Genomic DNA, 25801 nt, shown 5'->3' on the forward strand with positions numbered 1-25801 from the left:
CCACAGCAGAGGTCCACCGATTGAGCTCTCGTCCGCCGACGGAGAACCGGGGCGGGGATGCAGACGTGTCACCGTGCGTGCCAGCGGGGCCAGGCGTGGGAAGACCGCGGCCACGTCGAGCGGCCGAGGCGGGGTGGCACGTATATCGCTCACAGCGTCGATCCTGCCAGCAGCGTCTGACACGGGGCGATCACCGACGGGGCGGCTAGGCCGACGCCAGGTCCCCGCTCTCCAGGTTCGCCGTGCCGTAGCGCAAGGCGGTGGTGACCCGGGCCGCCTAGAGCACCGCCCCGAGCCGCCGCCGCTGAAGAACCAGGCTGGAGCTTGGTGCGCGTCGTAGCCGCCTGCCGTGCCGCAGCTGCGTTAGCCATGGGGGTCGTACAGATCTGTGGGCCTGTGGACGGAGTCCGGGCGTCGACGGGGTTGGCGCCTCTGGAGGCGGGGTCCCACGCCTCGGGGCCGACCCCTCTCCAGTCCATGAAGTCGGGGTCGGTGAGGTCGACGTCCTCGGCGTTCTGCAGCCCCACCGCGGCGAGGAAGACGCGGATGTCAGCCGGGCGGTGGGCATCCAGTCGGCGATGCGGGCTGCCCGCTCGCGGAGCTCCTGGGCTTCGCCGACACGTGGAAGCGCCGCAGGCATACGTGCATGTCGCGAAGGGCGGCCTGGACCTCCACGGAGCGGATTCCGTCGGCGCAGTCGAGGATGTCGCCCCAGGTGTCCAGGGCGCCGTCCGCGTTGCCCGGCCGGAGGCCGGACTGCGTGCCCGGCCTGGGTCCTCCGCCGGGCGTTTCGCGTGCGAGGCCTTCTTTACGTCCCGGTAACAAGATGATCAACCAAGGGGGTGACTTGCCCCCAACTAGCCCCCACTGGGGGTTTGGTGTCGTTTATTCGATCTTCACATGTTGGGTCGGGGATGGCATGGTCACAGAACAAGCGGTGGCGCCGGTTCGTCGGGGGGCGAGCGCGCTGGCCGTTACGTCCCGGGGGAAGTGTGTTCCGGGCGTTGTGCCGTGGTGCCTTCGTACTCGTGTGTCCTGGTGCTGCCTGACGATCGAGAGATTGCAGGGCGCACGACATGTTTTTGCTCAGAGACGCCGGCAGACGCCGGCGTCGCCTACGGTCCTCCCTGACCAGGGTGACCAGTACGACGGCCCTCTTGACGGCGTCCGCCGTCCTGATGGGCACCATCCAGGCCGTCCCGGCCGCCGCCGCGGCGGAGCCGGAGCAGGACGACCCCACCCAGTTCAGCAACACCATCGGCAGCGGGCGGCGGCTCGACCGCTGTATCGCCGCGGTGGCGCTGCACGTCGGCGGCCCCCAGATGAAGGCCAAGGCCATCGAGGGCCTGGCCGGCACGGAGGAGCAGCTCGGCGGGATCGTCCGGGCCCCCGAATGGTGGAACGACAGCCCGCTGAAGACCGCCTCCAAGGCTGATGAGCAGGCCGGGTTCGAGTACGCCAACATGGTCAGGGCACGCCACGACGCCCTGACCACCGCCAACGATCCCTACTTGAACTCGGCGGTTTCTCCCGACCTCGGCACGCGGTACGCGCCGGAGTTCGGCGAGGACATCGCGCACTTCACCTCTGTCACTCAGAGGAATCTCGCCTATCGCCTGGGCGAGGCCGGCCTCAGCACGCCCAGCGCCGAGGCTCTGGCCCGCGCCAAGGTCATAGCCCAGGAGAACAAGGGCAAGGACGCGTTCCACGACTGGGCATCGCAGTGGATGCTCAGCGACAGCCAGGTCGGAAACAGCTCCAGGACCTCCAGCGACATCGCCGCCTACCTCAAGCGCGGCGGCTTCCCGACCGTGTCGCCCGTCAAGGGCACTCCCGAGTACCGCGTCGACATCGAGGACCTCAAGCAGTCCTGGGCCGCCTGCGACTACGCCAACCCCTACGACCCCTCGCGCAAGCTCAACGAGCCCGTCATGAACGCGATGGTCGAGTGGGAGCAGGAGTACGCGGGGCAGGCCGCTCAACGCGCCACCATCATGCGTGCGGAGGCCGACGCCTCGAAGGCGGCCCGCGAGGCCACCGACGACCTGATCGAGGCCCTGGGCCAGGCGTGGCTCGCCGACCAGGTCCTGAAGTGGATCAAGTCCTGGCGCGACGCGATCGCCAAGTATCCCGGCCGCGCCGACGAGCCCGACAAGGCCGAGTTCGACAAGGCCGACGCGGACATCGCCCGCTACCGCAACAACGTCGCGGCCCTCGTCACCTCGGCCAAGGCGTACTCGGCCACCGCCGCCACCGCCGCCCAGACGGCCGCCACCGCACAGCAGGCTGCCTGGACCATCGCCGACACGACCCAGGTACCCCGTGGCCGGGGTCTGATGTACGCGCAGCAGTCGGTGCAGGTCACCAGGGCTTCCGCCGCTGCTGCCAAGGCCGCCACGAAGGCGACCGAGACCGCGCTCGCCGCCGCCAAGGGCACCGCCGCCACCAGCTCGGCGCTGCTGGCGAAGGCGCAGACCGAGTCGTATGCGATCGAGGCCGAGTTCCGCAGGGTCGCTGCCGAGGAGGCCGCCAAGCAGGCGAAGGCCGCCGCCGACAGCGCCACGGCCAACGCCACGGCCGCCACGCAGAGCGCGAACGCCGCGAAGGCCGCGCGGACGACGGCCGAGCAGCAGCGCGACAAGGCCAAGACCGCCGCCACCACGGCCGCTTCCGAACGTGCCAAGGCGCAGGCGGAGCAGGTCACCGCGAGTGCCTCACGGACGAAGGCCGCCACGGAGCGCGCCAAGGCCAAGGAGGCCGAGGAGCGCGCCGCGACCCAGCAGACCACCGCCACGAGTGCGGGTACGGCTGCGGACACCGCGACCGCTGACGCGACCGCGAAGCGCAAGGTCGCCGACGAGAAGGCGAAGGCCGCTCAGACCGCGCGGGAGAAGGCGGTCACGGCGCTCCAGGGGAAGCAGGCCACCGCGGCCCGCGCCTCCGCCCTAGAAGCCGCCGCCACCGCTGCCGCGAGCAGCGCGGCCGCCGTCGAGACCCGTACGGCCGCCACGAAGGCCCGTACGGCCGCGAACCAGGCTGCCGAGGCCGCCACCGCGGCCCAGACGGCCGCGGACCAGGCCACCGCCTCCGCCGTCACCGCGCGCAGCGCCGCGACCACGGCGGAGGGCGCCGCCGAGCGCGCCAAGGCCAATGCCGACACGGCCTGGTCCGCCTTCTACGCCTCCCAGGGCGCGGCTTCCGCGGCGCACGTCGCCGCGGCCACCGCCCTGGACGCGTCGGAGGAGGCCGCGATCCGCGCGGACAACGCGGCGACGGCTTCGGAGAACGCCACCGCGCTCGCCAAGAAGGCGCAGCAGGACTCGGCCGCCGCCACCACCAGCGCCACCGCGGCCCTGAACTCGGCCGCGATCGTGGTCGGCCGTGCGTACGCGGCGGGTCAGGCCGCCCTGGCCGCCCGCGACAGCGCCAAGGAGGCGATCACCGCTGCCGACGTCGCCATCTCGGTCGGTACGCCGTACCAGGAGAAGGACAGTTCGGCCGCGTTCGCGGTGCTGTCCGGCCAGGCGTCGAAGACGATCGCCGAGCAGCAGGCCGCGGCGGCCAAGGCCAACGCGACCGCCGCTGCTGCCGCCGCCACGGCCGCGCAGCAGACCGCCTCGCAGGCCACCGGTGACGCGAAGCTCGCTGCCGAGGCAGCCGCCCTCGCGGCGAGCGACTCGGCGCGTGCCGTCGAGGCCGTGAACAGCGCCCAGACGGCAGCAGGACAGGCCTCCGCCGCGCAGAAGGGCGCGAAGACCGCGTCCGGCGCCGCTACCGGTCACGCCACACAGGCCGGAAAGGACGCGCTCAGCGCCCGTACCACCGCCGGTGCGGTGAGTGACATCGCCGCCGAGGCCGACCGTGAGGCGACGGCTGCCGAGCGGCACGCCGCCGAGGCGAACGAGAAGGCCGGCCGGTCCGCCGAGGAAGCCGCGGAAGCCGCGCGCAAGGCGGCCGAATCGGAGAAGGACGCCAAGGACGCGGAGGGCAAGGCAACCGACGCGCAGGGCCACAGCTCGGCCGCCGAGGAGGCCGCGAAGAAGATCGAACAGGAGCAGCGCGAAAAGAACGAGGCCGCGCACCAGGCGGCACTCACCCAGGGCATCACCCCCATCAAGGGCGGTGCCTCGAACTGGCCGGCGCTCGGTGACCGCGAGAAGCAGATCCTGCTCGACGCATGTGGGCAGACCTGTGTCGACGACTACCGCAAGGGTCTGACGGCCGTCTCCGTGAACGTCGTCGACTGGGCGACGACCAAGGGCGGGCAGATCCTCTTCGAGCGGCTCGACGCCGCCAAGGTCAAGGAGTGCCTGCCTTCGCGGGACGTCGACGCCTGCCTCTGGGCGCTCGTGGACATCCCCTCGTCCTCCGTGATCGTCGGCCGTATCCCTGCGCTCGCCCTGGCGATCCAGAAGGTCTCCGACGGCATGCGGACGATCTTCAACGACGCCGACAACGCGCTGCGCCGGCTCAACGAGCTGGCGGCCGTCATCAGTGACGTCCGCGGCACCCCGCGCCTGGAGCGCTGCATCACCGGTGTCGCCCTGCACGCCGGCGGCGCCAGCACGAAGGCCAAGGCCATCGAGGGCCTCACCGGAACCAACGCGCAGCTGCACGCGGTCATCGGCGACCTCTCCTGGCTCCAGCTGATGCCCCTGGGGCAGGCCACCGCCCAGGACAAGAAGGCCGCGTACGAGTACGTGGACGCCATCGCGGCCCGCAAGGCGATCCTGGAGGACGCCAACCGGCCGTACGCGATGAGCTCGTTCAGTGAACAGATCACGCTGCACGCACCGGAGTTCGGCGCCGAGGTCATGGCGTTCACCCACTCCACGCAGCCGAAGCTGTCCACCCGTCTCGGCTGGGACGGTCACACGAACCCCAGCGTCGGGGCGATCGCCCAGGCGAAGGCGGTCACCGAGCAAAACCGTGGCAAGGATGGCTGGCACGACTTCGCGGCGGACTCCATGCTGCGCGACGCCAGTGCGACCAACACCATGTTCTGGGGCGGCACCACCTCCGCCGACCTCGCCACCTACCTGCGGCACGGCGGCTTCCCCGCGAAGAAGGTCACCCAGGGGACCCCGGCGTTCCGCGTCGAGGTCGAGAACCTCAAGCAGGCCTGGGCCACGTGCAACCACGGCGACCCCGTGGACCCGCGCAACGCCCTCAGCGACGTCGTGTCCCAGGCTTCGGCCGAGTGGGATTCGGAGTACGCCGGCCAGAACACGCAGCGCGGCCTGATCATGCGGGCGGAGGCAGATGCCGCCGCGGCGACGAAGCACGCCACCGACCACATGATCGAGGCCATCGGCCAGGCCTGGCTCGCGGAGCAGATCCTGCTCTGGCAGAAGTACTGGCACGACCAGCTCGCGGCCGACCCGAACAACATCCTGAAGCCGAAGCAGGCCCTGTTCGACCGAGCCAACACCGACCTCACGAAGGCTCGCGGCAACGTCCAGGCCCTGGTGACCAAGGCCAAGGCGCAGTCCGCCCTGGCCACCGCCGCTTCCCAGCGCGCGGTGAGCGCCCAGCAGGACGCATGGACGATCGCGGACGCCTCCGAGGTGCCGCGCGGTCGTGGCCTGATGTACGCCCAGCAGTCGGTACAGGTCGCCCGCGCCTCCGGCGCCGCTGCCACGGCTGCGGCAAAGGCCACGGAGACGGCGCTGAACGCGGCAAACGCCACGGTCGCGACGTCCCAGACGCTGCTGGCGCTCGCGCAGACCGAAGCGCACGCGGTGAACACCGAGTTCCGCCGCATCGCCGCGCAGGAGGCCGCCGCCCAGGCGAAGGCCGCGGCGGACAGCGCGGACGCCTACGCGGCCTCGGCCGCGGAGAACGCCAAGAAGGCCAAGAAGGCCAAGGAAACCGCGCTGGCCGAGGAGAAGGACGCCAAGCAGGCCGCGGCCGACGCCCAGGCGTCACGGGCCGTCGCCGAGTTGGAGCGCGCCAACGCGGCGGCCTACCGGGCTACCGCGGAGAGCGAGCGGAACAAGGCCAAGGGCCACGAGGCCGACGCCGCCGCCCAGGGCCGGATCGCGAGCAACGCGCGTACGTCGGCAGACGCGGCGGGAACCACGGCGTCCGACCGCAGGGGTGACGCCGAGCGGGCGGAACGCGAGGCGGTCGCAGCCCGCGACAGGGCCCAGGAGGCCGAGCTGCGGCGGGACTCGCTGAACGCGAAGGCGGCGGCACTCGAGGCCAATGCCGACGCCGACGAGGGTACGGACGCCGCCACGGCTTCCCGTACCGCCGCCACCACTGCCCGGGGCGCCGCCAACACGGCGACCACCGCGGCCACCAACGCCCGCGCATCGGCCAACGCGGCCACGACCGCGGCCGTCAACGCTCGTGAGGCCGCCACCAAGGCGAAGGGCTCCGCGTCCCGTGCCAGGGAGGCGTCCGACAGCGCTTGGGCCTCCTTCATGGTCGCGGCCGGTTCGGCGGCAGCGGCACACGCCGCGGCGGCCGAGGCCATCGACGCCTCCGTGGCGGCGGCGGCAGACGCCAAGGGAGCGAAGGAGCAGTCCGAGAAGGCTTCCGCAGCAGCCAAGGTCGCCCAGGCGGACGCGGCGGCGGCACGCAGCGAGGCGCTGCAGACCGCCGCCTGGGCGGCGACCACCGCCGGCAAGGCCCTCGCGGCCGTGCAGGCGTCCCTCGCGGCCCGCGACTCCGCCAAGGCAGTGATCAAGCCGGCCAACGAGGCGATCAGCCTCGGCGGCCCGTACCAGGAGGCCGACAGCTCGGCGGCGTTCGCGGTGCTGACGGGGCAGCAGTCCCTGACGGCCGCGCAGCAGCAGGCGGCCGTAGCGGCCGCCGCCGCGAACCAGGCCGAAGGGTTCTCCGCCGAGGCGAAGGCCCTGGCCGCACAGGCCGCTGCGGACATGCAGGCCGCGGCGCAGGCGTCCGCGGCGGCGGCAACCGACGCGGCCCGTGCCGCCAAGGCGTACCAGCGGGCCCAGGCCTCGGCCTCCCAGGCCGCGGCGGACTCGAAGGCCGCCCAGGACTCGGCGAAGCGGTCCGACGGCTACGTCCTGTCGGCCGGCAAGGACGCCCTGAGGGCGTCGTCGGCGGCGATGGACGCAGAGGCGGACGCCGGAGCGGCGGACGCCGCGGCCACCGAGGCGGAGAAGGACGCCGCTTCAGCCCGCGCCACGGCCACCCAGGCCGAGAAGGACGCCGCGAGCGCCCGCGCCACCGCCACCCAGGCGGAGACCGACGCGAAGGCGGCGGAGAAGGCCGCCGAAGGCGCGCGGGACGCGGCGACGGAGGCCCAGGACGCGGCGGACCGCTCGGAGAAGGGCGGCAGCGCCCAGCAGATCTCGCAGGGCGTCACCACCGGGATCGGCGACGTGTGGGCGGTCCTCGACCACATCGAATACATCGGCGAACCGAAGAACGTCGTCAAGGACAACTGCGGCGCGATCATCCATGTCGGGAACTGCACGATCACGGCCGACATCACGTACAAGTCGCACGTCGACGTGTACATGTGCGGGGTGTCGTGGGAGACGTACGCGACCACCACGGGCAGGTGCCCGCCCGCGGATACGATCTACCTCTCCCCCGATGTGTCCAAGGAGCAGACGGAGAGGCTCAGCACCACGCTGACGATGGTCGAGTTCAACTCGGGCATCGATCCGATCGACGTCCTGCTCGGCGACTTCATCGGCTGCGCCAAGCTGCTCATGCCGGGCGTTTCCGGGGGCAGCTGGGGCGACTGCGCCTGGGCGGCGAGCTGGTTCGTCGCGGGCCCGATCTTCAGGTCTGCGAAGGCCGCGGTGATGGCGGCGGACGCCGCCCTCAAGACGGGCATCCGATTCATGGACGCCTTCATGGCGCTCCGGACCATCGGCCTGACCGAGGCCGCCGTCGCGGGCATCATCAGCCGCATCGTCCGGAAGCTCGACGAGACGTGCAAGGCAGGGGATGCCGCGACCTTCCGGGTCGCTGCGTTGTCCGTCGCGATGGCCGGCCCCGACGACATCGTCAAGGAGTGCCAGAGGCTCATCAAGGACATGGCCAAGGACGGCGATCACGTCGTCCTCGGAATCAACGCCGGGCCGAACAGGCCCGGCTCGAACCACCTGGCCACATCCATCGGCGGGGGGACCTTCAACCACAAGATGTTCGGTACGGAGCTGCCCGCGAGCATGGGCATGGGAGGACGCGCCCTGTGGACGGTGGGCGTGGAGCAAGCGGTGCTCAACCCCAACGTGAAGCTCTCGGTGTCCTTGGACGGCGTCCAAGGCGCCAAGAACGCCGACGAGGCGCTGAGCATGCTCCTGGCGCGAGGGGAGACGATCCCCAACAGCAATTGGGGCCTGATCCAGGCCTCGGGCAACGGAACCGCATGGGAGATGACAAAACTCCGTACGGCCGTCCGGCGGGGGGAGCGCGACTGGAACTCCATCGCTTGGTACATATTCAACCCCGCAAAGGGGCCGAAGGGGGGGTACGACCGTGTATTTCCCACCCGCTTCGCCTACCCCGACGGGTCGCTCGTTCCAGAGCATTTCTGAGGAGTGGTGGGAATGACAGATTTCGTCCGAGAGGGGCGGTTCTTCAGAGTGAGCGGGTTCAACCCCTCGCACCGCCAGCTTTTTCTGACCAGTGAGGCCACACTCGCGGACCGGACCACGACGAGGGTCGAGGTCTATTTCGGGCATGTGGAACTGATGTTCCTCAAGCCCCACTACGACAACGGGCTCCACATCCGGCGGGCGACCGCCGCCGAGTTCGCCGTGCTCCACGAACGGCACGGCATTCCGGCGCAGGACGCCGCCTACACCTGGATGCTGGAGAGGGACGGCGACAGCTTCGTCGTCAGCGGCAATCCGAGCTGGCGGGAGGCGGAGTACGAGCTGATGGGCGAGCGGCAATCGCTGTACGACCCGCATGCGCCCTGGCCGCCGGAGTTCCCGGTGGAATCGGGGAACATCTACTGATACGAAAGGGGGGCCTCCCCGGTGCACCGCACCGGGGAGGCCCCCCTTTCGAATTCTGTCAGCCTGCGTGTTCCGTCAGCCCGTCGGGGCGGTGAGGCGCTCCAGCTGGGCCTTGATCACCGGCTCCGGGATCGCCGCCTTCTCCGCGTCCAGCATGTTCACGCCGTAGAACGCCGCGATGACGCCTCCGCTGCGCACCACCGTGTAAGTCATCGGTACCTTCTGTTTGCCGATGTCGCCGGTGATCCGGTAGCCGACGGCCTCGTCGCCGAGCTTCGGCGCGGGCAGGCCCTCGACCTTCCCGTACGTGAGGCCCAGCGTCTTGAACCCGTCGGGGCATTCGGCGACGGCCGTGCGGAGTTCCTTCATGACCTTGACGGCGTTGTCCTGCGCGTGCGAGGCGAGCCACATGGAGCCGACGGTCGCGTTCGTGGCCTCGCTGGGCTGGAGGGAGCGGTGCGCCACGCTCACCGCCGGAATGTGCGTGAAGCCGCCGATCAGGCTGGCGAGGGGCTGGCAGACCTTTTTGTCGGCCTCCATTCCGCGACCGGCCTCGACATCGGCCGCGGCGACCTGCTTGGCGTCGAAGCCCGCGGTGGAGCCGGTGATGGCCACCTTTTCGATGGCCTTTTCATCGAGTGCCCCCAGGCGCTTCGCCTCGGCGGCGCTCTTCTCCTCGGGGCTCTGCGCAGCCTTCTCGCTCGCGCTCGCCCCGGGCTTCTTGCCGTCGGATTTCGCGGATTCGCCGCTGCATCCGGACATCGCGAGAAGGGCCGGTATGACGGCGGCAATGGGGAGGGCCCTACGCATTTTCATGGTCTTTCCTGGCATCTCTCGCTGGCGAAGAATAAGCAGAATGATCTTACCGAGATCAGGGGCCTGTTCCCGTTACGTTTTGGCTTCGACTGGGCAACTTCAGCCTGCCTCAGGAGCCGACCGCTCCTTCATCTGCCCAGGGCCGCGGCGAACGGCGAAATCGCCTCGAAGGCGCGCGCCATGTCCGAAGCCCCGGACTGGCAGCACGGTTCGGGGCCTTGGACATGGCGCTGGTACAGCTGGACGTCGATGTGGTCCACGTCGGTGAACTCGACCAGGAGGCCGTCTGCGCGGCGGCCGCGGTCCTTGAAGTAGATCTCCTGGAATCCCTCGGCGGCGGTGTCGAGGAGCTGCTGTTCGGTGGCGCCTTGCTCCTAAACTTCGAAGAGGCGAGAGGCGTAGTCGGGGGGCAGGGCCTGGGTGAGGTGGCGCATGCGGCCGTCGTCGATGGTGCCGGCAGCGGCGGTGTAGCCGAACCGGGCCCGGGTTTCGATGATGATTCCGCCGCTGGTGGCGGCGGCCTTCTTGGCCTTGGCGCGGATCCGGGGCTGCCATCGCTTGCGCACTTCCGTGGTGAGGCGTGCGGCGAGAGTCGCTTTGAGAGACGCGGACGTCGTCCCGGTCGCCCTGACCGAACGCCGGCACAACGAGATCCTGGTGACACAAATCCTGCCGACCTGGACCGCAACACGCCGTCCGGCAGGACCAGCCGGTGGTCATCGTCGTTGCCGGGCCGGCGGGCGCCGGGAAGTCCCGGCTGTACGACCTCCTGCTGGCTGTCCTTGCCCGGCGGGGTGGCGCCGTGCTGATCGGACGCGACCTCTACCAGAAGGCCCACCCCCAGTACGACGCCCTCATGCACGAGGATGGCCTCACGACGGGCGTGCGGGTGCGTCCCGACGTCCTGCGATGGCAGGCCGAGGTCGAGACGCACATGCGCCGCAACCGCTTCGACGCGGTCCTGGAAGCCGCCATCGCCGATCTGGCGGAGGCCATCGAGACGACCCGTACCTGGCGTACGGATGGCTACCGGGTTGAGATGGTGGCGGTGGCCACCTCGGAGGCCGAGGCGCAGCTCAGCGGGTTGGACCGGTACCTGACGCAGGTCGACGATGACACGGGCGCTCCCGAGGCGCTGACGGCGGAGTGGGGCCGGAACCTCGAAGATCATTTCGTTGGGAGTTCCTAGTGAGGACCTCACATCCCGTACGGACCGGGCCGCGTCGGCGGGCGCAGGCCCGGACGATGCACCGCCGTGCCGCTCCTGCTACAGCGCCCATCCAGGTCGATATACGAGGGTATCCAGAAAGGCGTCTCCAACCCGGCGCAAAGGTCAGGTCTCGCTCAGCCCGATGCACTTGGCCTGCTGCGGGATGCTCCGCACAGCCTTGTCGATGACGACCAAGGCATCGCCTGCGAGTAGGTCGTCCTCATTGAAGGCCAACTCCACCGAGGGGATCCGCCCGTAGGTGGTGAGCACCCGCGGCCCTCCGCGCTTGGCTCGCTCCTCGTCCAGGACCCAGTCCGTGCCGTTGACGTTCATGCAGGTGTTGGTTGTAGGTGCGAGAGGTTCGACACCGCAGCGCAGCACGATGGTGCCACCACCCCAGCTCGCGGCGCCGGATCCCTTCACCGAGTCGCGCTCCTCCCCCAGCAGCTCATCAGGGAGCTGTGCCAGGACCTGGCGGCAATGGGGCTCACTGGCAAAGGGCCCTGGCTCCACGGACCGTGCGCCGGTGAGGGTAAGGGTTCCAGCGGCCGCAAGCCCCAGCACCCCGAGACCGGTCAGGAGAGTCTTCTTCTTTCGATCCACTTCACTCTCCACACTGACCCGCCGCGCTCCACCCGGAACGCCTATCCGATCATCTCACCGGCACCAGTTGCTCCGAGGGGGCAGGTCACCCTTCGGCCATCACGACGAGGCCGACGAGGCAGAGGGCCAGGCCGGCGGGCAGTACGAAGCCGCCCATGAGGCGGAAGAACCAGGGACCGAGCTGTGACGGCTCGGTGAGGCTCAAGTCCATCGTCCGGGCAGCGGTCACGGCGCGTCCGGCGTTGCGGCGTGCCGCGGCCTTGTCCGCCGTGCCGCGCAGGTTGAAGAGGAACATGGCCCCCCAGCCCACAGAGACCGTTCCGAACACCAGCAACGCGATTCCCACACCCACGGCGATCCTCCCCAAGACGCCGCCCGACTGCGGCCGTCTGGCGGACTCTGTCAGCCGTCCGCCGGGAGAGCAAGAGATCTTGAGGAGGAGCGCCCCAAGGCCTCGGCCCCAAACGGAACGGCGCCACGGTGGCTGATGCCGTTTGTGGTGAGCCGGCTCGGTGCCCGGGGCAATGGGCGGCGCCCGGCCGGGACCTGCGTCCCGGCCGGGCGCCGTGGTGGGGGTGCTGCTTGCGCAGTGGGAGTGCTAGCCGATCGTGAGGAAGTTGGTCCAGCCGTCCTCGTCCTTGCCGGATGCGGCGCCTACGGCTGCAGTACCTCCTCGGTAGAGCCACTGGTTGCCGATGGTGTCCACCGCCCAGACGTCCGGGATGCCGTCCCCGGTGGCGTCGGCCGTGCCCAGAACCATCGGCTTGTCGGCTCTGGTCCAGCCCGTGGCGGCGTACACGTTGTCGTGGCCGCCTTCGGAGTTGGCCGCTGCCGCGAGCGAATCGAGGTCTGCTCCGCCGTTGGAACCGGCCTTGCCTATGCGCAGGATCAGCCCTGTGGAGTTCCGGTACAGCAAGTCGGGGACCTTGTCCCCGGTGACGTCGCGGACGCCGACGAGGTCACGGGACGCCCAGCTGCCGGACAGCCTCCTGGCCGAACTGAAGCTCGCTCCGGTGTATCCGGTGAATGCCCAGTAGCCGTCACCGTCAAGGCCGAACAGGTCTGGGAAGCCGTCACCGTCGACGTCCTCGCAGGCGACGATCTGCCGCAGGGTCGCCGGGTCCGGGGCGCCGGCGGGCAGCAGGATCTCCATGCGGCGGCCGACGTCGACCTGACCGGTGCCGATGCCCGGGTAGACGTACAGCTTTCCGTCGGGCATCCGGGCGATCACGTCGGTGAGGCCGTCGCCGGGGAACCAGTCGGTGGAGTGGGCGATGAGCGCCGACTGGCCGTCGGCGTCCTTCCAGTACCCGGAAGCGACCGGCTTGCCATCCTTGAGGGCGCCGCGGAGGTAGGCGTTGGTGTCGCCGTTGGCGTCGCCGGCGTAGGAACGGAGGTTTCCGTACTTGTCGATGGCGAAGAGGTCGGGGTGGCCGTCGCCGTTGGTATCGCCGGGTTGGTCCACGCCGGGGCGGGGGTTGACGTAGAAGAGGTACTGAGCCTCGGAGGAGATGTTCCCGGACGTCTCGACGGTGCGGGCGTAGAGGATGTTGGGGCCGGCGGTGTCGACCTGGAGCTTGACGGACGCGACGGTGCTGCCTGCGGGCGGGGTGATCTTCTTGTCGAAGGCCGGCCGGTTGAGGCTCCACTGGTACTCGCGGATGTCCTCGGCCTTGGCACCATTACCGCTGATCTTGATGACCTGGTTCGGCGTGCTGGCGGGATTCACGCTCCACTCGGCGCCGTCGGGGCCGGGCTCCGGGAAGTCCGTGGAGGAGATGTCGGGACTGGGCGGGGCCGTGTGGTCGATGGTGAAGTTGCACCAGGCGCCGCTCCCGGAGTCGAAGGGCCCATTGCCGTTGGAGATCCGGCCGTCCGTGTCCACGGCGCGGGAGAGCCAGAAGTACTTCTTGCCCGAGGTGAACTTCGCCCACGGGACGGTCTTGGTGACGACATCGTCGCCATTGACGTCGCCCCACTCACTGAAGATCACCTGGCCAGTGGCGGAGTCCCAGATCTCGATCAGGAGCTGCTTGAGGTTCCCGTCGCGGTCGCTTCCCTTGACCTGGAAGGTCACGTCGGTCATGCCGATGTTGGGGCCCGTGCGGCTGGTGATACATGCGCCGCCGGGGAAGGTCTTCATGTTGTCTGCAACCGGAATGTCGGGCGGCTGGTTGTAGATGACCTTGATGTAGGGGGAGCTGTCGTTACTGTTGGCCAGGAACTTCTTCCAGTAATACGAGTCGGACTCGTTCGGCGCGGCGAACCCCAGTGACACGCCGGGCCAGCCGGCGCGGGCCCCCTCGGCGACCGAGGCCTTGACGTCGGGAGCCACCCAGTTGTCCGGGCACGCGCTGCTGTAGCCGTAGCCCGCATGCTCCTCGGACAGCTTCCAGCCCCAGTAGCTCTCGGTGCTCTTCCACGTACTCGAGGAGTAGACGGGCTTGGTCGCGTAGACGTCCATCCGTTTCCGGGTGCAGGACCACGAATACGTCTGCAACGCGTACACATTGGCGGAAATGATGCTCGCGCCGTGGAGCTCGCTGTCGAAATCAAAGTTGAAGATGGACCGGGACGTACCGCCCGAACTGGACTCGTATCCGACGCGGGCTTCGTTCGTGCCGCCGCTGTTGAAGTTCTGCCCGTTGTAGAAGCTCGAAGTCGGTGCAGTCTTGTAGAGCAGTGACCAAGAGTTCTGGTGGCCCTTGAACGAGGGGTCGATAAACACCGGGTACACCGTTTCCGGGGCATCCAGCAAGGATCTGTCCGGGGTCAGGGACAGTACATTGTCGGCAAGGGCGGCATTCGCCGGCTTCATGCGTGCGCCTTCAGCCCCCGCGAGACCGGACAGGGCGAGCGTCGGGTGCCGCTTCGCGACATCGGTCGGAATCCAGGCCGGCTCATCGTCCGTGGTGGCGATCTTGCCGCTGGAGTCCCACATCAGCGGGGTCGGCGAACCTGCGATCTCCGCATCCTTGTCGTCGCGGGCACTGACCGCCCCCGACTCCTCGTCGAGACGGAACGTCAGGTCAGGGGAGGCCAGACGGTACTTCAGCTGCCCGAGCAGCGGATCAGCAGCCGCCTGCTGGTCCTTGACGACCAGTACGTGCGAGTACCCGCCGTCTTGAGCCGTCAGGACCAGGTCGATCCCGGGCCGGATGCTCTCGTACAGGGCCCGCGGCCCGTCGATCACCGGCTCCGGCAGCTCCCCGGGCCAGCTCACCACCATTTCGTGGCTGTCTGTGTTGAGCCGGACCAGCTCGGTCCACACCTCCCCAGGCGTGTCCCGCTTGAGAGCCACCCTGCTCACACCACGTGAAGAGCGCTCGCCACTGCCCGCTGCCCGCGGCTTGGAGCCGGGGCTGAAGACGACGCGGCCGTTGACGGCCTTCGCCGCGAATCCATCCTCGGATCGCTCCAGAGTGGTGTCGATGGGCTTCCACTTGCCGTCCACCTTGGCGCGCACCGTGCCGCTGAAGACGTGCTTCCTGAACGATCCGTCAGGCCGCGCCCACGTCGTCGTGTTGGCGCTGCGCGCTGCGGTGACCTCGACCTCTTTGCCGGTTTCCGCAGCCTGTCGCCGAGCCTCCGGCTCCGCGACAGCAGCCTCCTGGACCGGCTGGCCCTGCGGCTTCTTGCCCTCCGGCATCTGCACGGCGACAGGGAGCGCGATCGCTACCGCGAGGAGGGCGGCGAGGCCTCCCACGTTCCCGCGACGCCTGTACCAACGGGTCGTCGGTACAGCGACTTGTGTTTCCTCTATGCCTGTTGGCGGACTCTCGTCCACGGATTCATTGACAGCCATGGTGTTTCTCCCCCCTCGGACGGCGTAGTCCCGCAGCCCTCGGTACTCACAACGATTTCGGCGACTGGCCCGCAAGCGCGAAAGGTTCACCTCCCGCCGGCCTTTCGCGCACAGGAGGCGCGAGCCGAGCATGAACCATGACGCCGACATCTTCACCCTCCCCGCCGATCATCTGACTCACCATTTCCAGCTGATTTGCGCCGATTACCCCAGGGTATGCAGTCGGTAAAGCGATAAAGCCCACATGGGATATTGGAACCGTAGATTTTCCGGCGCGCTGGCCGCAGAATCGGCTGGCTATTTGTCAGTTTCCTGTCGACCGTGGGTCCTTGGCCGCGGCGGCAGTACGTGGGGGGTCCACATGTCGCCGTTCTCGGCGCACAATTTCCGCCTGCCCGGAAACAGAGCCGCACGCGCAAGACGCGCGCACCTCGCCGGGCGGACCAGCATCGCGCTGTCCGTGATGCTGGTCGTCACGCTGTTGCCGAACCAGGCTTGGGCGGCACCACCGGGTGGCCGTAGCGGTGTTGAGCTGCCCGAGCTGCAGAAGGACGCGCAGGCAAAGCTCGACAAGGCGGAGGCCGACAAGCTGATCGCCTGGGAACCCGTGACCAGCACGTCGCTGGAGGCCTATGAGCCGTTGAAGGCGACCCCGCCGGCGGGTGGCGCGGCCAGCGTTGCACTTACCGGCGCGACTGAAGGTCAGCTGGTCAAGGCCGGTACTCTGCCCGTCAGCATTGGCAAGGCATCCCCGACCGAGGCCGACCCCGCCCCGCCCGCTCCCACAGGGACCTGGTCCGTCGCCGTCGAAACACGTGCCTCGACGGAGGCGAAGTCCGTCGACGGCGCGATCATCAAGGTCACGTCGCCGGCCGCGGGATCCACACCCGTCGATGTCGAGCTGGACTACGAGCAGTTCAAGGACCTCTACGGCACCGAGTGGGCCACCCGGCTGACACTCAAGCAGCTTCCGGCCTGTTTCCTGGACAACCCCGATCTGCCCGAGTGCAATACCGCGACGGACATCCCCAGCACCAACGACCCGGCCACCGGAACCGTCCGGGCGACCGTCGATCCGGCCGCCGCGCTGGGTGAGGGCCCGCAGCCGCTGCTGGCCGGCGGCGCCGTCGCCGTCCTCAAGGCCGTTGGCGGAGCGTCCGGCCCCGGAGGCACGTACAAGGCGACTCCGCTCTCTCCGTCCGGCAGTTGGACCGCGGGCGGCAGTGGAGGCGGCTTCTCCTGGAGCTACCCCCTGAACATCCCGGCTCCGCCGGCCGGCCCCGCCCCCAAGATCGCGTTCTCCTACTCCTCCCAGGCCGTCGACGGAAAGACGTCGGTTGCCAACGGCCAGGCGTCCTGGATCGGCGACGGCTGGGGCTACGAGCCGGGATTCATCGAGCGCCGTTACCGCTCCTGCTCGGACGACCTCAAGGAAACAGCGGCCGGCAAGTCGAACAACGACACCCCCAAGGACAAGAAGAAGGGCGACCTGTGCTGGGCCGGCGACAGTTTGACGATGTCGCTCAGCGGCTCCAGCACCGAGCTCGTACACGACGCCACGGGCATGTGGAGGCCGGCAACCGACGACGGCTCCAGGGTCGAGTTGCTCACCGATCCCGAGGTCGCCAACGGAGCCAAGGACCGCGAGTACTGGGTTGTCACCACACGTGAGGGCATCCGCTACTTCTTCGGCCGTCACGATGTCGACGGCGCCGGCACCAGGGCCGTAACCAACTCGGTCTTCACCGTTCCGGTCTTCGGGAATCACCCTGGTGAACCCTGCTACAAGCCGGCCTTCGCCGACTCCTCCTGCGGGACCACGCCGCAGGCCTGGCGCTGGAACCTCGACTATGTCGAGGACGTCCACGGCAACGCGATGATCATCGACTGGGCCAGGGAGATCAACTACTACCCGAAGAACGGTAGCGAGAAGGCGAGCACCTCCTACACCCGCGGTGGTTACCCCAAGCAGATCACCTACGGTCTGCGCAGCGACGACCTGTCGGGGGTTCCTGCGGGCAAGGTCGCCTTCGGTGTGGAGGAACGCTGCTTCGAGCAAGGCTCCACATTCTGCTCGAACGCCATGTTCGAGTCGAAGAACTACCAGGACAAGCAGCCCTGGTGGGACACCCCCACCAATCTCCACTGCAAGAAGGACGCTTCGCACTGCCCCACGGGATCGCCGACGTTCTGGTCCCGCAAGCGCCTGAACACCGTCACCACCTCGGCTCAGCGCACACCCGGCTCCACGGACCTGTCCCTCGTGGACCGCTGGACCCTCGAGCAGTCTTTCCCGCGTCAACGGACGGAGACCAGCCCACCGCTGTGGCTGGAGTCGATCACCCGTACCGGATACGGCGCGGTGCCGGAGAAGGACGAGGACGGCAACCTGCTGGGTACATCGCTGCCGGCGGTCTCGTTCGTCGCCAACGAAGTCGACATGCCCAACCGGGTCAAGACGTCAACCGACCCGAAGAAGGACGCGGCCCCTGCGTTCGACCGCCTTCGCATCGAGGTCATCCGCAACGAGACCGGCGGTGAAACCTACGTCGACTACTCCGCTCCCTGCACCGTCGGCGGTAGCCACCCCAAGCCGGAGGAGAACACCACCCGCTGCTTCCCGTCGCACTGGTCCGCGGACGGCAGCGTAAAGGTGCCGCCGTTGGCATGGTTCAACAAGTACGTGGTCACCAAGGTCGTCGAGAAGGACCGCGTCGCCCGTCAGCCTGATGTCACCACCAGCTACACCTACGAGGGCGGTGCGGCCTGGGCCAAGGAGGACGACGAGTTCTCCAAGCCCGAGCTGCGCACGTACAACCAGTGGCGCGGTTACGCATCGGTCGTGGTCAAGAAGGGCGTCACGGCGAACACCGGCCTGCCGAACGCCACGGAGCAGTCCCAGAGCCGGACCCGCTACTTCCGAGGCATGTCCGGCGATGCCGGGCGTCCCACGATTACGGTCAAGGACTCCGCAGGGGCCGAAACCCTTGGTGAGGACCTCCCTCAGTACCAGGGCACTGTCGCGGAGAGCATCACCTACACCAAGGCAGGCGGCACGGTAGCCTCTCGGGTCCTCAGCTGGCCCGGGTCAGAGGCCACCGCCACCCGGCTCAGGCCCGGCACCACGGACTTGGTGGCGTACCGGACCCATGTTTCCCGTAGCGACACGATCGAGACGATCAGCGACGGCGCCACCCGTAGGATCCGGACCCTGAATTCCGCTCCCGACGCCACCTACGGGCTGATCGCCAGGGTTCAGAACGAGGTGATCACCCCCGATGGCACGGGCGGCTGGACAGCGACGGAGCAGAACTGCGCCGTCACGTCCTACGTCCACAACCCCACGGCCCACCTGATCGGTCTGCCCTCCAGGGTCCGCACCACGGCGGGCGACTGCACGACCACCTCCACCAGCACCGGGACGGTCCTCGCGGATACGCGCACGTCCTATGACGCGCTGGCCGCGTTCGGCACCGCGCCCGTGAAGGGCCTCGCCTTCCAGGTGGACACCCTCAACGCGGCCGGCAACGGCTGGATCGCGAGTGCCCGAACGCAGTACGACCCACTCGGCCGGCCGGTCAAGTCGACCGACGCGGCGAACAACTCCACCACCACGTCGTACAGCCCGGCGACCGGCACGGTGTTCTCCGTGACCAGCACCAATGCGCTGGGGCACAAGACGACGACGACCAACGACCCCGGCCGTGGCGTTCCGCTGGAATCCACTGATGCCAACGGTCGCAAGGTCAGCACGTCCTACGACGCCCTCGGCCGTGTGACCGCGGTGCGGACCCCCTCGCAGAAGGCCACGGACAAGGCGGCCTACACCTTCGCCTACCAGCTGGGCTCGAATAAAATACCGATCGTCACGACCGGCACCCTGCGCGACAACGGTACGTACGCGCAGTCGCTCGCGATCTACGACGGCCTGCTGCGCCTGCGCCAGACGCAGACGGAAGCCATGGGCGGCGGCCGTCTGGTCACCGACACCCTGTACAGCGCGAACGGCACGGTCTGGCAGACCCACAACGGGTACCTGGCCGAAGGCGAGCCGAAGAAGGAGATCTTCGTCCCGGAGAGCCTTCAGCAGATACCCAACTCCACGCAGACCGCGTTTGACGGACGGGGCCGCGCCGTCCGCGCCACCGTGCTCCACGCCGGGGTCGCGCAGAACTCGGCGACCACGCAGTACGAGGGCGACTGGACCCTGACCCGGACAGCGATGTCCAAGGACGGATCGACGCCGCTCGAGGGCAGCCGCGCGTCCAAGACGTGGACCGACGTCCTGGGCCGCACCTCGCTGGTCCAGATGGCCACGGCAACCGACCTGACGACCTGGAGGAACACCACTTACGCCTACGACGCGCGCAACAAGCTGTCGAAGGTGACCGACCCGGCTGGCAACGAGTGGACGTACACCTACGACGTGCGCGGCCGCATGACCGCGTCCGATGACCCCGACGCGGGTACGACCTCCTACGGGTACAACAGCCTCGACCAGCAGATCTGGACGAAGGACTCTGTCGGCCGCACGCAGTACACGACCTACGACGACCTCGGACGCAAGACCGAACTCCGCAACGACGCCGCGGACGGACCACTCGTCAGCGAATGGACGTTCGACACGCTGCCCGGAGCCAAGGGCCACCCCGTCGCGTCCACGCGTTACAACTCCGGGGCCGCCTTCACCAGTGAGGTCACCGGCTACGACACGGAGTACCGCCCCACCGGCTCCAAGGTGACCATCCCGGACACCCCGGCCACCAAGGGCCTGGCCGGCACCTATGCCTACGGCACCACCTACACGCCGACCGGCAAGGTCCAGTCGACCACGGTCCCGGCCACGCCGGGCGGCCTGGCCGCCGAGAAGCTGATCACCCGCTACAACGCCGACGGCGCGCCCGTCACGATGTCCGGCCTGTCCTGGTACACCGCCGACACCGTCTACAGCCCGTACGGCGAGGTCCTGCGCACCACGTCGGGTGACGCACCGCAGAGGGTGTGGCAGACCAACCGCTACAACCCCAACACCGGTCAGATGACCCAGTCGACATCCGACCGGCAGACCAGCCTGCACCGGATCAACGACGTCCAGTACGCCTACGACCCCGCGGGCAACATCACCTCGGTCACGGACAGCCAGCCCGGCGGCCGCGTCGAGATCCAGTGCTTCGTGTACGACCCGATGGGCCAGCTCACCAGGGCATGGACGGGCAAGACCGCCGCCTGCAACGGCCCGACCCGGAGCGATGCCACCGCAGGGCCCGATGGAGACGGCTACTGGCAGGACTACTTCTTCGACAAGATCGGCAACCGCACCAAGATCATTGAGCGCGACTTCAGCGATGCGTCGCTGGACGACTGGACGACGTACGACTACGGCGTCGAGGTCGCGGGGAACGGCACCCAGGCGCCGACCATGACCCAGCCCCACGCTCTCGCCAAGACCGATGAGACGACCCAGAGACCCGGCTACACCGCCTACTCGCAGTCCACGTACGGCTACGACAACGCCGGCAACACCACACGGCGCACCATCAATGGCGACACCCAGATCCTGAAGTGGGACCGGAACAACAAGCTCACCTCCGCCTCCAGCCCGGGCGTCGGATCAGCGGCCGTCACCGGCCTTTCCGGCAAGTGCCTTGACGTCGAGGGCGACGACAGCGCCGACGGAACGCAGGTCCAGATCTGGTCGTGCAAGGAGACCAAGGACCAGCAGTGGCGGCTGAGCCGTGACACTGTCCAGGTATTGGGCAAGTGCCTCAAAGCGACAGGTACTGCGGCGGTCCTCGCGACGTGCGACGCAAGCCTCGCGCAGAAGTTCACCCTCCGGTCCGACAAGACTCTCTACAACGCCGAAACCAAGAAGTGCCTCACCGTCCCCGACGACAGTGCCGCTGACGGCAACGACCTCGAGATCAGCACGTGCACGGGCAGTCCCGCCCAGCAGTGGAACTTCGCCACCACCGCCACCACGTACCTCTACGACGCTGCGGGCAACCGCCTGGTCGAGGAAACCGGCACCAGCCGCACCCTCTACCTCGGCGACGCCGAGATCACGGTCAACAAGGCCGGCCAGCCCGTCGAAGCCGTCCGCTACTACGGCAACACCGTCCGCAGCACCCGAGGAAAGACCACTGACCACAAGCTCTTCATCCAGCTGACCGACCACCACAACACGGCCACCACCTCGATCGACCAGAGTTCCGGCCAGGCGATCACACACCGCAAGTTCGACCCGTACGGCAACGAGCGCGGCGCTCAGCTGGCCTGGGCCGGAAGCCGGACGTTCCTGGGAACCGGCAACAACGACAGCAGCACGGGCCTCACCCACATCGGCGCACGCGAGTACGAACCGGCCACCGGCCGCTTCATCAGCGTCGACCCGATCATCGACATCACCGACCCGCTCCAGATGAACGGGTACACCTACGCCAGCGGCAACCCCGTCAGCAACTCGGACCCCACGGGCCTCCGGACTGATGACGGCCCTGACCACAACGTGCCGGCCGATCCCCCTCCGCCGAGTTCCTCCACTTCTGGTGGCGGCAACAAGGGCGACTCCGGGGGCGGCGATGGCCCCGGCACGCAGACGAGCACTGGCGGCAAGGGGAAGAGCGGAGGCCAGGCGAAGGGGTGCGGCAACTGGTTCTGCAAAGCCGCCAACAAGGCCAAGAACTTCGTCGTCGAACACAAGGTCGCCATCGTCTCGATCGCCACTGAGATCGTCGTTGGTGCCGCATGCGTGGCAGGAGCAGCCGCGGCAGGTGCAGCAACAGCCGGTGCCGGGTTCGCCCTGGCTGCGGGATGCGGTGCAGTCGCCGGCGCCGCAGGCGCCGCAGTCGCCAACCTAATGGATCCAAAAGCTGACCACAGCGTCATGGGTGTTCTCCAGGACGTTGTAGTAGGTGCTGTAGTAGGAGCAGTAGGCGGAGTGGCAGGCGCAGGTGCTGCAGTGGCAGCCAAGGGGCTTGCCAAGGGTGCAAAGAATCTCGTTGCCAAAATGACCGGCGGCGGCGGTGCATGCAAGATTCCCAACAGCTTCACCGCCGGCAGCCTCGTGCTGATGGCCGATGGAACGACCAAGCCGATCGAGGAAATCGAAAACGGCGACAAGGTTCAAGCATCAGATCCTGAGACGGGCGAAACCGCACCGAAGGATGTAACGGCAACCATCCAGGGCGAAGGCATCAAGAGCCTCGTCGAAATCACGGTCGACACGGATGGCGACGCGGTCTCTGCCTCGGACACCATCACTGCCACGGACGGGCACCCGTTCTGGGTGACGGACATCGCTGACTGGGTGGATGCCAAGGACCTTCGGTCCGGCCAATGGCTTCAGACCAGCTCTGGCAGTCTTGTCCAGATCAAGTCCATCAACCGATGGACTGAACAATCCGCCACGGTCTACAACCTGACGGTCTCTGACGTCCACACGTACTATGTGCTGGCGGGTGCTGCGCCGGTCCTGGTTCACAACTGCGGTGGTGGCGCCGTCGATGAAGGTCATCTGCAAGGCCTGGTCGACGACATAACGGATGCCGCAGGGGGCGGAGCGGGATTCCGAACGATGGGCGGTCTGCATGTGGATGCCCCAATGGGTGCGGGACTCGATTTCTTCGCTGTCGGTGCGCGCGCTGACATGACTCCCGCCCAATTCACGTCACTTCCTGGGCTAGGTGTAAACACCTTCGGATTCCGAATTCCGCAACCAGCCAGGTTGATCACGCGGGACAATCTGTGGCATGCCGAGGTGAAGCTTTTCAATGAGGTCGTGGGCGGGCTTCAGTTGCAGCCTAAGTTGTTGATCGTAAGTCGCCCCATCTGCCCGCAATGTGAGAATTTCCTGGTGCGACGTGGCGCGACTCTTACGTCGGAAACCTCCGCAGCTTGGTGATTACCGGACGGGAAGGTATTGGAATAACATGGAATTGGAAGGTTTGACTGTCGAGATGGCGGGGGCTCTCTGCTGCGCGACGTCCCTGCGGATCGGCGGTGCCCTATACATTCTTGCGGAGGCTGCCGGTTTCGAGAACGTCTACTATCGCGTAGACGCTGGGCTGCGAGCAAGAATGAGGTCACATGAGGGGCGGGAATTGAATTCCGCAGCCCTGGGGGATGCATTGATGGCGTATCGAGAACTGTCTGCAACATTTCCATCCGGGCGCCCAGAAACGGAGTTTTTTCGGGCAGGGCTTGATGTTGTTGAAGCGGGGCTTAACGAGACGCCGTCTGGGACCATCCCGGATTTTGTCGCCGAAGTATTCCAAAAGGCTGCGGACGCAGCGTCGCTCTGGCAAGCGGCAGCGGACACGGGAATTGGAGAATTCGAACTCGCCTGCCAGGAGAAATCAGTTGCCGCTGTACGTGCGCAAGGAGTCACGGCAGTACGGAAGGTGGCAGGAGAAGGGGCACTGCGATATCGGCGAGTTGCCCAGTCCGTCGCGCCAAACGGAGCCTGATCAGCGATTCTAAGCGACTCAGCGAGACGCTGAGATATCGGCAACAGGCCCCACCGGCACGGATCCGGTGGGGCCTGTTGCAACGCCTGACGGAAACGCCAGTGGACGGGCACCACACCGGGCAGAATCGCCCGCGTATGAAGCCGAGTTGGCCTATTTCGTTCGGTATGCACAAGAGTCGCCGGTCTATTTTGTTCCGGTCCGTGATGCCGCCGAGACGGTTGCGGGGGTAGGTGCGTCTGAGGAGGATATTCAGTTCGCCACCCTGGATCTCATTCATGGAATGATGTCGAAAGGCATCAGGATCGGGAGCATTAGTCTTGTCGAGGGGGAAGGATTTACCCCCTGGGAGCTGCCACCCGAAGACTCCCTGCGGAGAGTCGGAAGTGAAATGCGAAAACGTGAAGATCTACTGGATTCATTGAGATCTGCTGGTTCAGTATCTGAATGTTTCCGTCGCTGGCGGGACATCACATCGGATGATGTCCGCCTCGGCGCACGAATGGCGGTTCGGCGGCAGAGGCAACGGACGGGCCGGTAGGCCACCGCTGGTTGTCCGCGCTAGCCGCGTGACAGTGATGGGCGCCTCCCTGATGGGAGGCGCCCATCGGCGGTTTTTTGACAGGGTGGGCTGGACCAATCAACGGTTGTCCGTGCTGGTACGCGCGGCCCGGACCTGGTGCCACGGGTTCTGCGTGCGGGACTGGGCACGGTCGAGGTACTCGCGTTTTACCGTGGCCGAGCCCGATTTCCAGCGGCCCTGGTGGGTCGGGTCGGCGCCGGCGTCTGCGATTTGCTGGGCTCCGCCGCGGCGTAGGCCGTGGGAGGTGACCAGGTGCCAGGTGGGGAGGCCGGCCAGGTAGGCGCGGTGGCGGATCCAGTCGTTGAGGGCGTCGCCGGTGACGTAGTCGCCGCGGGTGGTGGCTGTGATGCGGTTCTGGAGACGGCCTGTGGAGGTGAGGGCGCGCATGAGCGGGCCCTCGTGGGCTCCCATGCGGTGCAGGCAGTTCAGCCAGTCACGTACGGCTGCGACCGGGTCGTAGCGGGGGGACGCGGGGTCGGCCGGGATGAAGGTGCTCTCGCCCTTTCCCTCCTGGTCGGTCTTCGAGTGGGCGATCCACAGGTCGACTCCGCCGTCCTCGACCTCGATGTCGTGGATGTCGAGGTCGGCCAGTTCGATGCGGCGGTTCAGTGCTCCACGGCCCACCAGGAGTGCGCAGCGGTCCCGGAGCCCGGCGGGTGTGCGGAGGTCGCAGGTGTCGACCATGGCGTGCAGCATGGGCTCGGTGATGGCCGGCGCCTTGCGGACCCGGTTCCGCTTGCCCCACTCCTTGCGGTACTCCGCCAGCATCCCGCGCGCTTCGGTCGTCCCGGGGCGGCGGTCCTCGGGCATCCACGTGCGGACGCCCGACATGTACGTACGGATGGTGTTCGGTGCCATCTCGCGGGCGATGAGGCCGGCGACCCACTCCACGTACGTGGCCGTCGTACAGGGCCGGGCAACCCGGCCCATCTCCTCGCACCACTCGGCGAACTTCCTGCGCTGGCTGGTGTAGTTGCGGGTGGTGTTGGCGGGTGCGGACTTTTCGCGCAGGCGCTGCGCCGTGTCCGCGGACACCTCGAAGTCCGTACGGGTGTACGTCGGCGCGTCCGCCTCCGTGGGGACGGCCTCCCCCGGGTAGAGGATCGTGTGCTGGTCGATCAGGGGGCGGGGCATCTGCCCGAGGTGGAGCGTGGGCACCGGTAGCAGTTCGTCTTCCGCGACCAGCTCGGCCTCGACGATCTCGTCGCCGTCCCGGTCGTCCACTGCGGAATGCTGATGCTCGCTCATGTGCCCCTCCCCTGACGATCCCTCCTGGGCAATCACCCTTGTATAAAAGGGAATTTGTACGAGGGTGGTCGCGTCTGCCCCGCGGCAGCAGACGGAACGACGTCCCGCTACCACGCTTCC

Annotated in this window: 11 protein-coding genes and 1 pseudogene; 5 read left to right on the top strand and 7 right to left on the bottom strand. The window is 67.9% G+C overall.

Going from position 1 to position 25801, the window contains the following annotated elements:
* The first annotated feature begins 1136 nt into the window (after positions 1 to 1136).
* Together ACODT5_RS15945 and ACODT5_RS15950 are read left to right on the top strand one after the other, a co-directional pair.
* Complete coding sequence (locus ACODT5_RS15945) at positions 1137 to 8525, top strand: polymorphic toxin type 27 domain-containing protein (RefSeq protein ID WP_422519949.1); 7389 nt, start codon at positions 1137 to 1139, stop codon at positions 8523 to 8525.
* A 12-nt stretch (positions 8526 to 8537) separates the two neighbouring features.
* The gene (locus ACODT5_RS15950) at positions 8538 to 8951 is read left to right on the top strand and encodes a hypothetical protein (RefSeq protein WP_422519950.1); all 414 of its coding nucleotides are present in this window, start codon (positions 8538 to 8540) and stop codon (positions 8949 to 8951) included.
* Between the two features lie 75 nt (positions 8952 to 9026).
* Here ACODT5_RS15950 and ACODT5_RS15955 read toward each other — a convergent pair whose 3' ends face one another.
* From ACODT5_RS15955 to tpg, 3 genes and pseudogenes are all read right to left on the bottom strand, one after another.
* Positions 9027 to 9767 carry a hypothetical protein gene (locus ACODT5_RS15955; RefSeq protein WP_422519951.1) on the bottom strand — a complete coding sequence of 247 codons (741 nt, stop codon included), beginning with the start codon at positions 9765 to 9767 and terminating at the stop codon, positions 9027 to 9029.
* A 128-nt stretch (positions 9768 to 9895) separates the two neighbouring features.
* The gene (locus tag ACODT5_RS15960) at positions 9896 to 10027 is read right to left on the bottom strand and encodes a hypothetical protein (RefSeq protein WP_422525266.1); all 132 of its coding nucleotides are present in this window, start codon (positions 10025 to 10027) and stop codon (positions 9896 to 9898) included.
* A pseudogene (tpg, locus tag ACODT5_RS15965) lies at positions 10004 to 10483 on the bottom strand (telomere-protecting terminal protein Tpg); the annotation flags it as partial. The pseudogene tpg and the gene ACODT5_RS15960, both read right to left, overlap by 24 nt.
* A gap of 2 nt (positions 10484 to 10485) precedes the next feature.
* Between tpg and ACODT5_RS15970 the strand changes: the two are divergent.
* Positions 10486 to 10956, top strand: coding sequence for a zeta toxin family protein (locus ACODT5_RS15970; protein WP_422524938.1), 471 nt, complete (start codon positions 10486 to 10488; stop codon positions 10954 to 10956).
* Between the two features lie 144 nt (positions 10957 to 11100).
* Here the strand turns inward: ACODT5_RS15970 and ACODT5_RS15975 are convergent, their stop codons facing one another.
* The 3 genes from ACODT5_RS15975 to ACODT5_RS15985 all read right to left on the bottom strand — a co-directional run bounded on the left by ACODT5_RS15975 (position 11101) and on the right by ACODT5_RS15985 (position 15286).
* Positions 11101 to 11592, bottom strand: a complete 492-nt coding sequence (locus tag ACODT5_RS15975) for a DUF3515 family protein (RefSeq protein WP_422519952.1) — start codon at positions 11590 to 11592, stop codon at positions 11101 to 11103.
* A 73-nt stretch (positions 11593 to 11665) separates the two neighbouring features.
* Positions 11666 to 11932 carry a hypothetical protein gene (locus ACODT5_RS15980; RefSeq protein ID WP_422519953.1) on the bottom strand — a complete coding sequence of 89 codons (267 nt, stop codon included), beginning with the start codon at positions 11930 to 11932 and terminating at the stop codon, positions 11666 to 11668.
* A 246-nt stretch (positions 11933 to 12178) separates the two neighbouring features.
* Complete coding sequence (locus tag ACODT5_RS15985) at positions 12179 to 15286, bottom strand: DNRLRE domain-containing protein (protein ID WP_422519954.1); 3108 nt, start codon at positions 15284 to 15286, stop codon at positions 12179 to 12181.
* Positions 15287 to 15746: 460 nt separating this feature from the next.
* Between ACODT5_RS15985 and ACODT5_RS15990 the strand changes: the two genes are divergently transcribed.
* Both ACODT5_RS15990 and ACODT5_RS15995 read left to right on the top strand, forming a co-directional pair.
* Positions 15747 to 23285, top strand: a complete 7539-nt coding sequence (locus tag ACODT5_RS15990) for a polymorphic toxin-type HINT domain-containing protein (protein ID WP_422519955.1) — start codon at positions 15747 to 15749, stop codon at positions 23283 to 23285.
* A 28-nt stretch (positions 23286 to 23313) separates the two neighbouring features.
* Positions 23314 to 23850: a hypothetical protein gene (locus ACODT5_RS15995; RefSeq protein ID WP_422519956.1), complete on the top strand. Its 537-nt coding sequence runs from the start codon at positions 23314 to 23316 to the stop codon at positions 23848 to 23850.
* Positions 23851 to 24490: 640 nt separating this feature from the next.
* On the opposite strand, the gene ACODT5_RS16000 is transcribed toward ACODT5_RS15995, so the two are convergent.
* Positions 24491 to 25681 carry a site-specific integrase gene (locus ACODT5_RS16000; protein ID WP_422519957.1) on the bottom strand — a complete coding sequence of 397 codons (1191 nt, stop codon included), beginning with the start codon at positions 25679 to 25681 and terminating at the stop codon, positions 24491 to 24493.
* Positions 25682 to 25801 lie beyond the last annotated feature (120 nt).

It is taken from the genome of Streptomyces tatrensis, from assembly GCF_049310065.1.
In the GTDB taxonomy this organism is placed as follows: Bacteria; Actinomycetota; Actinomycetes; order Streptomycetales; family Streptomycetaceae; genus Streptomyces.

Excerpts from the sequence above, each read along its gene's own strand:
- ACODT5_RS15990 (WP_422519955.1), top strand. The coding sequence starts at position 15,747 with ATGTCGCCGTTCTCGGCGCACAATTTCCGCCTGCCCGGAAACAGAGCC.
- ACODT5_RS16000 (WP_422519957.1), bottom strand. The coding sequence starts at position 25,681 with ATGAGCGAGCATCAGCATTCCGCAGTGGACGACCGGGACGGCGACGAG.
- ACODT5_RS15995 (WP_422519956.1), top strand. The coding sequence starts at position 23,314 with ATGGAATTGGAAGGTTTGACTGTCGAGATGGCGGGGGCTCTCTGCTGC.
- ACODT5_RS15955 (WP_422519951.1), bottom strand. The coding sequence starts at position 9,767 with ATGAAAATGCGTAGGGCCCTCCCCATTGCCGCCGTCATACCGGCCCTT.
- ACODT5_RS15950 (WP_422519950.1), top strand. The coding sequence starts at position 8,538 with ATGACAGATTTCGTCCGAGAGGGGCGGTTCTTCAGAGTGAGCGGGTTC.